The sequence below is a fragment of the Streptomyces sp. NPDC057438 genome, assembly GCF_042802995.1.
GTDB lineage: Bacteria > Actinomycetota > Actinomycetes > Streptomycetales > Streptomycetaceae > Streptomyces.
In genome coordinates this window covers 1-9,731 of sequence record NZ_JBHVDD010000157.1, presented here as the reverse complement: position 1 = coordinate 9,731, position 9,731 = coordinate 1, and the positions used below count along the sequence as shown (strand labels likewise).

The 9,731-nt window shown below is 69.7% G+C and carries 9 protein-coding genes and 2 pseudogenes; 4 read left to right on the top strand and 7 right to left on the bottom strand.

What is annotated here, in order from left to right:
- Positions 1–202 precede the first annotated feature (202 nt).
- Positions 203–538: a YdhR family protein gene (locus ACFU5F_RS41315; protein WP_383898707.1), complete on the bottom strand. Its 336-nt coding sequence runs from the start codon at positions 536–538 to the stop codon at positions 203–205.
- 183 nt (positions 539–721) lie between these two features.
- Here ACFU5F_RS41315 and ACFU5F_RS41310 point away from each other — a divergent pair, with 183 nt between their 5' ends.
- The 3 genes and pseudogenes from ACFU5F_RS41310 to ACFU5F_RS41300 all read left to right on the top strand — a co-directional run bounded on the left by ACFU5F_RS41310 (position 722) and on the right by ACFU5F_RS41300 (position 3,128).
- On the top strand, positions 722–1,960 hold the full coding sequence (locus ACFU5F_RS41310; RefSeq protein ID WP_383898705.1) for an IS701 family transposase: 1,239 nt from the start codon (positions 722–724) through the stop codon (positions 1,958–1,960).
- A 102-nt stretch (positions 1,961–2,062) separates the two neighbouring features.
- On the top strand, positions 2,063–2,590 hold the full coding sequence (locus ACFU5F_RS41305) for a winged helix-turn-helix domain-containing protein (protein WP_383898704.1): 528 nt from the start codon (positions 2,063–2,065) through the stop codon (positions 2,588–2,590).
- Positions 2,587–3,128 (top strand): annotated as a pseudogene (locus ACFU5F_RS41300) (transposase). Before ACFU5F_RS41305 ends, ACFU5F_RS41300 begins: the two are co-directional and overlap by 4 nt.
- A gap of 84 nt (positions 3,129–3,212) precedes the next feature.
- Here ACFU5F_RS41300 and ACFU5F_RS41295 read toward each other — a convergent pair.
- From ACFU5F_RS41295 to ACFU5F_RS41270, 6 genes and pseudogenes are all read right to left on the bottom strand, one after another.
- Positions 3,213–4,016 carry a hypothetical protein gene (locus ACFU5F_RS41295; RefSeq protein ID WP_383898702.1) on the bottom strand — a complete coding sequence of 268 codons (804 nt, stop codon included), beginning with the start codon at positions 4,014–4,016 and terminating at the stop codon, positions 3,213–3,215.
- A 274-nt stretch (positions 4,017–4,290) separates the two neighbouring features.
- Positions 4,291–4,730, bottom strand: a pseudogene (locus tag ACFU5F_RS41290) (MFS transporter); the annotation flags it as partial.
- A 57-nt stretch (positions 4,731–4,787) separates the two neighbouring features.
- Positions 4,788–5,528 (bottom strand): TIGR03943 family putative permease subunit, encoded by a 741-nt coding sequence (locus ACFU5F_RS41285; protein ID WP_383898700.1) that lies wholly within the window; start codon positions 5,526–5,528, stop codon positions 4,788–4,790.
- Positions 5,525–6,547 carry a permease gene (locus ACFU5F_RS41280; RefSeq protein WP_383898698.1) on the bottom strand — a complete coding sequence of 341 codons (1,023 nt, stop codon included), beginning with the start codon at positions 6,545–6,547 and terminating at the stop codon, positions 5,525–5,527. The genes ACFU5F_RS41285 and ACFU5F_RS41280 overlap by 4 nt, the downstream gene beginning before the upstream one ends.
- A gap of 227 nt (positions 6,548–6,774) precedes the next feature.
- Positions 6,775–7,182, bottom strand: a complete 408-nt coding sequence (locus ACFU5F_RS41275; RefSeq protein WP_383898697.1) for a (2Fe-2S) ferredoxin domain-containing protein — start codon at positions 7,180–7,182, stop codon at positions 6,775–6,777.
- On the bottom strand, positions 7,179–9,155 hold the full coding sequence (locus ACFU5F_RS41270; RefSeq protein ID WP_383898695.1) for a heavy metal translocating P-type ATPase: 1,977 nt from the start codon (positions 9,153–9,155) through the stop codon (positions 7,179–7,181). Before ACFU5F_RS41270 ends, ACFU5F_RS41275 begins: the two co-directional genes overlap by 4 nt.
- Positions 9,156–9,299: 144 nt before the next feature.
- On the opposite strand from ACFU5F_RS41270, the gene ACFU5F_RS41265 reads away from it, so the two are divergent.
- On the top strand, positions 9,300–9,686 hold the full coding sequence (locus ACFU5F_RS41265) for an ArsR/SmtB family transcription factor (RefSeq protein ID WP_383898693.1): 387 nt from the start codon (positions 9,300–9,302) through the stop codon (positions 9,684–9,686).
- Positions 9,687–9,731 lie beyond the last annotated feature (45 nt).

The following is a 9,731-nucleotide window of genomic DNA, read 5'->3' as shown; positions in this document are numbered from 1 at the left end:
ACGGAGCATGGCGCCAGTCTGCTCAGCCTGTTCGCCCGGTGGCGCCCACTGCTGTCCGAGTCGGCATGGGCGCACTGCCGCAACGTGTTGGGCTAATACTCCAGCTGTAGATCGTGATCTTTGCGTTGTTGGGCTGCTTGGCGCTGGTAGTGGCCGGCACGGGCTGGCTCGGTCTGGTGCGGTCGCGCCAGTCGTCGGCGGGTCACGCCGTCGTGTCCGCCGGATGGCCGGACTCGGCGAAGGGCCCCCGGTCGGGGCGCAGCGAATAGAGCACCTCGTACACCTCGCGGCGGACCTCTACCGCTTCGTACGCGGCAGGGATTGTGCGGGCGAGCTCGGTCTCCCGGAACGCGTCGAGCGCCTCGCGGCTCTCGAAGAAGTAGATGCCGCACACGTCGCCGGTTGCGCTGTCGCGGCCGTAGACCTTCTGCAGGAGACCGGGTATGTCACGGAAGCGGGGCCGCCGCTCCAGCAGGCTCCGCTCGAACTCCTGCGCATCGAGTCCGGATGTGATCCGGACGAAGAGGATGGCGGGCATGGAGTCATCTCCGTCCTTGAGATGCCCCCTGAGTCGATTCTAGCTGATCTCGCTGGTCAGGGCCTGTGCGGACACAGGTGCGGCCACCGTTGATCATCGTGAGTTGTGTGGACTGACGAAGAGACGGTGGCCGCAGGTCACAGCATAGATCCCACCCGTTGGCGGGGTGCGTTCGAGGCCCTGATGGGCAGGATCGCGGGCCGCTTCGCACGGGTTGAACCCCGGCGCCGGGCCGGGTGGCTGGTGCTCGGTCTGCTGACGGACCTGCCGCGCAAGAACTGCTGGACGATCGCGGAGTGGGCCGGGGATCCCACTCCGCACGGTTTGCAGCACTTGCTGTCCCGGGCGTCCTGGGATGCGGACACGGTCCGTGATGACGTCCGTGACTACGTGGTCGAGCATCTGCGTGATGACGCGGCGGTGCTGGTCGTCGACGAGACCGGCGACGTGAAGAAGGGCACGCACACCGTCGGGGTCCAGCGGCAGTACACCGGCACCGCGGGCCGGATCGAGAACTCCCAGGTCGCCGTCTACCTCGTCTACGCCGGCAGCCGCGGGCACGCCGCGGTGGACCGAGAGCTGTACGTTCCGCGCGCGTGGACCACCGATCCCGACCGCTGCCAGGCCGCGGGCATCCCAGAGGAACGGGCCTTCGCGACCAAGCCGGAACTGGCCGCCGTGATGATCGAACGGTTCCTGGACGCCGGGCACCACGCCGCCTGGGCGGCCGGGGACGAGGTCTACGGCGGCAACCCGAAACTGCGGGCCGCACTGGAAACACGCGGCATGGGCTACGTCCTCGCCGTCGCCTGCTCAGCCGGAATCACCACCCAGGCAGGCAAGTTCAGGGCAGACGCCCTGGCCGGCAAGCTGCCCAGGCGGGCCTGGCAGAAGCTGTCCGCCGGGGCCGGCGCGAAGGGGCACCGGTTTTACGACTGGGCCGTCATCGACACCGTCGACCCCGGCGCCGGGCACCGTCAGTTGCTGATCCGCCGCAACCGTGCCACCGGCGAACTCGCCTACTACCGCTGCTATTCGCCCGGGGCCGTGCCGCTGACCACCCTGGTCAGGGTCGCCGGATCAAGGTGGCGGGTGGAGGAGACCTTCCAGGCCGGAAAGGGTCTGGCCGGACTTGATGAGCATCAGGTCCGACGATTCGTGTCCTGGACCCGCTGGGTCACTCTGGCGATGCTCGCCCATGCCTTCCTCGCCGTCGTCCGGGCCGACGAACACGACCGGGCCGCCGACCCCGCCGACCTGATCCCGCTGTCCTGCAACGAAGTACAGCGACTGTTCATCGCCATCGTCGTCCAGTCCGTCCACAACACCGCCCACCGTCTCACCTGGTCCAACTGGCGACGTCGCCATCAGGCCCGATCCCAGACCAGCCACTACCGGCGACAAGCCGCAACGCAGACATGAAGATCACGATCTACAGCTGGAGTACTACTGACCTTTTCGGGTTGCCTTCGGGTGGTGACGTTGGGTGATCCCTGCGGTATGCCGGTGTTATGCGGTACGCGGATGGTGGGGGGCCTGACTGCTGAGCGGCGGGCTGCGCGTGAGGTGATCCGGCTGGAGGCCGGGCGGAGGTTCGCTCGAGGTGACAGGAATTCGGTCATCGCCAAGGACCTGCGGGTGAGCGAGCGTTCAGTGGAGCAATGGCGCCGCAACTGGCGTGAAGGCGGCATGGAGGGTCTGAAGTCGAAGGGACCGTCGAAACTGCCGAAGCTGTCGGACGAGCGGTTCGCCGTGCTGGAGAAGGAGCTGGCCAAAGGTCCGGCCGCGCATGGCTGGGAAGATCAGCGGTGGACTCTGGAGCGTGTCAGAACGCTGATCGGCCGCCAGTTCGAGGTCAGTTGCTCGATCGCGGGAGTGTGGCGTCTCCTGCACCGCCACGGCTGGTCCTGGCAGAGCCCGGCCCGCCGTGCGCTGGAACGTGACGAGCATGCGGTCGAACTCTGGAAGAAGGACGTGTGGCCGCAGGTGGAAGCACCGCGGCGGCGCTCGGGGCCTGGATCGTCTTCGAGGACGAGGCCGGGTTCGCGATGACGCCGCCACGCGCCCGCACCTGGGGCCGGCGCGGACAGACTCCCGTGGTGAGAGTGCGGGGCCGGTCCCGGCGGCGGATCTCGGTCGCCACGATGTGCTGCTACCGGCCCGGCGAGAGGTCCCGGATGATCTACCGGCCCCGTTTCCACTCGCTTCTGAAGGGTGCGCGCAAGAGCTTCGCCTGGCAGGACTACCGCGACCTCCTGGTCCGCGCGCACCTGCAGCTCGGCGCGCCGGTCATCGTCGTCTGGGACAACTGTGAGACACCCATCGCACCGCTGGCCTGCGTGACTACGCCGCAGGCCACGACTGGCTCACGATTGTCCAGCTCCCCTCCTACAGTCCGGACTTGAACCCGGTGGAAGGGGTCTGGTCCCTGTTACGGCGAGGCCCGATGGCCAACACCGCGTTCACCGACCCCGACCACCTCACCCGCACCCTCCGCCGCGGCCTCGCCCACATCCAGCGCCACCCGGAACTCATCGACGGCTGCCTCACCGAAACCGGCCTGACCCTCACCCCCGGCACCCGAAGCTAATCCGACAAGGTCAGTAGCAAGCGGAGCGCGGACGCGGGCGAAGCCGCGTCGTGGGAACCAGTCCCAGAGGTCCGGAGGGGACGTTCAGACACTTCTGCTCGCCACGCCGGCACAAAGTGCCCGGCATGACAACCCGCACGTAATGGAAGGTAATTGGGCGCGACTCTTCGGCAGGGAGGGGCTGAACCAAGGGACACCGGAACAAGCAAGGTGCCGCTGGCATCCCTCGTCAGCACCTTCGTAGGTAAGAGCTGTCAGCAGAGGAAACCCAACGGGGGGCGCTGGAGGAGTTCCTCCAGCAGGTCGAGTCTGGAGCGGGACCGGGGAGTCGGCCTCGATGGCCCGCTCCGGGTCCGACTCCCACACGCGGATCGCAACAGGCCCGTCCGGGTCGAGACTTTCGGGGTCGCCGGCGGCTATCTCGGTGTCCTCGCCGTCGATCTCGGCAGCGAGCTTCCCGGGCTGCGGGCATACCTCGCGCGTGGACAGCACACGCCAGTCGTGACCGTCCTCCGGGGAGTCGGGGCTGAGGACTTCACTGTTGGGGCGGATGACGATCCAGCCCTCGCCGGGGACGGTCAGATGGCGGCCGAACGCACCGAGGAGCTTGCCCTGCCCGTCAGGGCCTCCGGCTATCTGGTTGACGATCTCGGATGCGCGGTGGTTGTTGGGGGCGGGCTCGATCGTGCCGTCCTCTGCGCGTCGGCCGGCGTACAGAATCGCCCCGCCCATGGCGTTGCCGATGTACGTGGCGGCGAACCGGACCTCGGGGACCAGGTGGTACAGCTCCCAAGCCCGGGACTGCCACGACTGGTTTACGGAGCCCTTCGTGCGGACCTTGTGGTTGACGTACCGGGAGCCCGCGGCGGTGAGGTCGCTTCGTGTCACGGGGCGACCCGGCCGAGCGTGTCGTCAACCGGTAGATCAACACGGCCGCTCCGGCGACGGCGAATGAACCGTTCCGAGTCGAATGGAGGCTCCGGACTGTCCCGGGGCGGTTCAGCCGGCCTCATGACCGGAAGCCAGGACCCTGCCCGCACGGCAAGGGCAAGCCCCAGCGGCTCCCACGCTTCACAGGACAGTCACGGGGTGAGGCGAGCGGCGTTGACCACTCACCTCACCCCAAGGACAGGTTCTCGGTCAGACCACAACCGGCTGACGCTCAGGTTCCGACATACGTCAGACGACCGGCCCGATGCAGCCCGTACAGGGACCGGGCGCAGGCCAGTCCCAGGACGAGCAGCGCCAGCCAGGGCAACGCGGACATGCTGGCGGCCCGCGCGGAGTCGAGGGCCGCGCCGGTGAGCAAGTTCCCCAGGGTGATGCCGACGCCGCAGATGGTGTTGTAGAGCCCGTAGTGCGTGGCCACCAGGCGATCACCCGAGAGCCGGACGATGGTGTCCATCTCGAAGGGGTACGCGATCATCGTGCCCAAGGCCAGCAGCAGTGCGGCCAGCGTCGGCCGTACGGCGGCGAGGAGCCAGCGGCTCATCCCCTCGTCCGGCATGGGTACGGCCGTCGCCGCGAGCAGCGGCACGAAAGCCAGGCCCATGGTCACAAACCCCAGGCCAGGGCCTGTCCCGGCTCGAGTCGCTCCTTGCACCGTCGGCCCTCCTCACCTTCCTCCCAAAGGACGCAGGCTGTGCCGTCAGCCCGGGTCTACCGCTTCTCGTACGGATTCTCCGGTTGCCGCACATGTTTCACGGAGGTGCCGTCGAGGACCGGCGGCCACGCCTCCTCCGAGCCGAGCTCGCCCTTGGGATGCCACGTTCCGGTGACCGTCACCCAGACATCGGTGGGAGGGGCGTCGACGCCGCGGATCTCGATCTTGTCGGGTCGTGCGTCGGCAGCACAGCAGGAGATGAGCAGGCGGGTCACGTACCAGGTGTCGCCGTCCTTGGTGACGAAGCCGGTCATCCGGATCGTGCGGCCCTTCATCGTCCTGCCGCTGTCGTACATGGCCCGGGAAGTGAACTCGGAGAGCGTCAGGTCGACCGGGTCGCCCTTCGGCAGAGCGTGGAACTTGCCGATGCCCTGGGCCGCGTACTCGGCCGCCGAGCGTTCGGCGCTGTACGCGCCGAGGGCGGGCGGCGGGAAAAGGAGCAGGGCGAGAGCGGGGACGGTGAGCAGCCAGGCGACGCGGGGGCCGTGGCTGTGGTCGTGATGCCCCTCGTCGTGCAAATGCTCCGCGTCGTCCTCGTCCACAACGTCGGCCCTGCTCGACCGTGCCACCACGACCGCCGCCACCAGCCCGAGCATCAGCAGCAGCGCGCCCGAGGCGATCAGATAGGGCCGCAACCCCGGCTGCACGTACCGCAGATACAGCTCGCTGAAGAGCGAGATCCGCAGCACCGCCGCGCCGCACAAGATCAGGACCAGCGCCGGACCGTACCGCCTCACAGCAACCACCACCCCACGAGCACACTGCTCACCAGCGCGACCACAAACGTCGCGGCCGAGAACCGCACCGCGAAAGCCCTCCCGAACGTCCCCGTCTGCAAGGCGATCAGCTTCAGGTCGACCATCGGCCCGACCACCATGAACGCCAGCCGCGCCGTCGGCGAGAACCCGCTCAGCGAGGCGGCGACGAAGGCGTCCGCCTCGCTGCACACGCACAGCACGACGGCGAGTGCGGCGAGGAGGAGGACGGAGAGCCAGGGCGAGCCGGTGAACACGTCGAGCACGGATCGGGGCACGACGATGTTGAAGGTCGCCGCAGCCGCCGCGCCGACGACGAGGAAACCGCCCGCGTGCAGAAAGTCGTGCTGGAGCCCGCCGACGAAGGCCACCCAGCGCGGCCCGCCCTCCGCCGCAGTACGCCGCTTCGCGGGCCGTAGCCACTCCTCCTTCCCGAACCGCACCCACAGCCAGCCCATCACCACGGCGGTGGCGAGCGAGGCGATCAGTCGGGCGGCGACCATCGCCGGGTTTCCCGGGAAGGCGATGGAAGTGGCGATCAGCACGACCGGGTTGATCGCGGGCGCTGAGAGGAGGAAGGCCAGGGCGGCGGCCGGCGCGACTCCGCGCCGCATCAGGCTGTCGGCCACGGGAACGGACGCGCACTCACAGCCCGGCAGTACGGCACCGGCCGCGCCCGCGACGGGGACGGCGAGGGCGGGGTTGCGGGGCAGGAGCCGGGTGAAGACCCGCTCGGGTACGAAGGCGCCGATCGTCGCCGACACCAGCGTCCCGAGCACCAGGAACGGCACGCCCTGGACGACGATCGCGGTGAAGACGGTCCACCAGGCGGCCACGGCCGGGGTGTAGAGGTCGAGGGCGACCATCGGGCCGAGGACCGAGGTGACCGTGGCTATGGCCACCAGAGCCAGTCCGCCCAGCACGACGTAGACCAGGATCCGGGTGACCAGCCAGACCCCGTCGGCCCGATCCCGTATTCGCTCGTGACTGTGCTGGCTCACCCTGCCCCTTGCCCCCGCCTCGTCGCAGCCTTCGGAATCGCGCCAACGTAGCGCCCGCTGGAGCTAGGAGGACCGACTGTGCCCAGGGTGGGAAGAACCTGTGCGATGGCCGTCGACGTGTGGTAACGCGTCAGGACAAGGGCTCGCCCCGGGCCGTAGTGCGGCAGGTGGTACAAGCACGTCAGGTAGCCGATCACCTGCGCCCGTCGGTGGCGCACCAGCCGTCGTCAGCCGTCGATCGTGCGGCGTACGCGCCGGGAGGGCTGGAAGGCGTACAGGTCCAGGATGTCGGGCGGGTCGGCGAGTCCCGGTCCGCCGTCGCGTACCCAGGCGGTGATGTCGGCGCTCGCGTCCGGGTCGTTGACCAGGCCGAGCCACACAGGCCGTCCGCCTGCGGCGCGACCGGCGGAGGAGGGCTGTATGACGACGACGTTGGCCTGTTCGCAGGCGTCCAGGCAGTTCACGGCCCGTACCTGGGCGATGTGCCCCAACTCGCTCTTCAGTCCTGCCAGCTGGGCGGCGTGGTCCACGCCGGGCACCTTCGGCGTACCACAGCAGCATCCCCGGCAGACGGTGACCGTGCAGCGGGCGGCGAGTGCTGTGGGCGCCGTTTCCCGGGGGCGGCGGCGGCTCATCGGGTGCCCTCGGCCGCGGCTCGCTGCCAGGCGGAGTCGCGCAGCAGGCGCAGGCCGTTGAGGCCGACGATGACGGTGGAGCCCTCGTGGCCCAGCACGCCGAGCGGCAGCGGCAGCGTGCCTGCCAGGTCCCAGACGACGAGAGCGGTGATGAACACCCCGGCGATGACGAGGTTCTGGACGACCAGCCGCCGGGCCCGGCGGGAGAGCGCGATCGTGGCGGGGACGGTGGCGAGTTCGTCCCGGACGATCACGGCGTCCGCGGTCTCCAGGGCGAGGTCGGAGCCCGCGCGCCCCATGGCGATGCCGGTGTGCGCGGCGGCCAGCGCCGGGGCGTCGTTGACCCCGTCGCCGATCACGAGGACCTTGCGGCCCGCGGCTTCCATCTCCTTGACCGCGGTGACCTTGTCCTGCGGCAGCAGCCCCGCCCGTACGTCCTCGATTCCTGCCTCGGCGGCCAGGCGGGTGGCGGCCCGCGGGTTGTCGCCGGTCAGCAACGCGGGCGCCGAGCCGGTCAGGGCGGCAAGCGATTTGACGGTGGCGGCCGCGTCGGGACGTAGCCGGTCGGCGAGGCCGAAAACCCCAGCCGGGGTGGCGTCGACGAGGACCAGGACGGCGGTACGGCCTGACTCCTCAAGCTCTTCGGCGACGGTGGACGCCGGGTGGCCGGCGCCCTGGGCGAGACGTGAGGGGGCGCCCACCTCGACCGTGCGACCGTCGATCACGGCCATCACCCCGACGCCCGGTGCCGACGTGAAGTCCAACGCCTGCGGCACATCGAGGCCGCGCTCGCGGGCCGCGTCGACGATCGCGCGGGCCAGCGGGTGCTCGCTGGGGTGCTCGGCGGCGGCCGCGAGGGCGAGCAACTCGCTCTCGCTGTACGGGGAATCCGCCAGCGGCCGGATGTCCGTGACGCGCGGGGTGCCCTCGGTCAGCGTCCCCGTCTTGTCGAGCGCGACCGCGTCGACCTGTCCAAGCCGCTCCATCACCACGGCCGACTTCACCAGCACACCGTGCCGCCCGGCATTGGCGATCGCGGACAGGAGCGGCGGCATGGTCGCCAGGACCACCGCGCAGGGCGAGGCCACGATCATGAAGGTCATGGCACGCAGCAGCGCATCGGAGAGTTCGGCGCCGAAGGCGAGCGGCACGAGGAACACGGCGAGAGTCGCCACGACCATGCCGAGCGAGTAGCGCTGCTCGACCTTCTCGATGAAGAGCTGGGTGGGCGCCTTGGTCTCGGACGCCTCCTCCACCATGCGCACGATCCTCGCGATCACGGAGTCGGACGCGTCACGCTCGACGCGGATCCGCAGGGCGCCGGTGCCGTTGAGAGTGCCCGCGAACACCTCGTCGCCCGGTTCCTTCGTCACCGGCAGCGGCTCACCGGTGATGGTGGCCTGATCCACGTCACTGGCCCCGTCCAGGACGCACCCATCGGCACCGACGCGCTCCCCGGGACGTACGAGAATCGTGTCGCCGACCACCAACTCCTCGACAGCGACCGGCTGTTCATCGCCGTCGCCGGTCAGCCGTACGGCCGTTGCGGGGGCCAGGTCCAAAAGACCCCGTACCGAATCGGCGGTGCGCGCCGTGGCCAGCGCCTCCAGCGCTCCGGACGTAGCGAAGATGACGATCAGGAGAGCGCCGTCCATCACCTGCCCGATCGAGGCCGCCCCGAGCGCGGCGACGATCATCAGCAGGTCGACGTCGAGCGTCTTGTCCCTGAGTGCCTTCAAACCCTCCCAGCCCGGCTCCCATCCTCCGGTGGCGTACGACAGCGCGTACAGCGGGCCCCATGACCAGGCCGGGGCTCCGGCCAGTTGCAGGGGCAGGGCCAGCAGGAATAAGACGGTCGCCGCGGTGGCCCAGCGCGCCTCGGGCAGGGCGAAGATCCGGGTGCGACGCCGGGGCAAGCTCGCACGAGCGGGCGCGGCAAGGCCGGCCGGGGACGGAGTGAGGGTGGTCGTCATCGGCGTGGGGTCCTTCACGAGGGACGCATGCGGGCATACGGGCAGGCGTGCGGCTCTGACCGTCTTTTCCACACCATACAGGAACACATGAAGAGACGTTCATCTCTTCACGCATCGAGGGCCTCGGCTACGTAGGATGACGTCATGGGCCACGGAATGGACACCAAGACCGCCGCCACAGCGCGCGAGCGCCTCGAGACCGTGGGCGCCGCCGACGTGGCCGCCACACTCCAGGCCCTCGCGACCCCGTCCCGGCTGCGCATCCTGGCCCGGCTCCAGGAGGGCCCGTGCGCGGCGACCGAACTCGCCGACGCCGTCGGCATGGAGCAGTCCGCCTGCTCCCATCAACTGCGTCTACTGCGCAACCTCGGCCTGGTCACCGGCGAGCGCCGTGGACGCTCGGTCATCTACGCGCTCTACGACGACCACGTCGCCGAACTCCTGGAACAGGCCCTGCACCACGTCGAACACCTGCGCCTCAGCCTGCGCGACACCCCGGCCGCGTCCGCCGCAGAGACGCCCGTGGCCTGACCCCCGAGGAAACACCCGCACAGAGGGATAACGTCGACGGCCGCC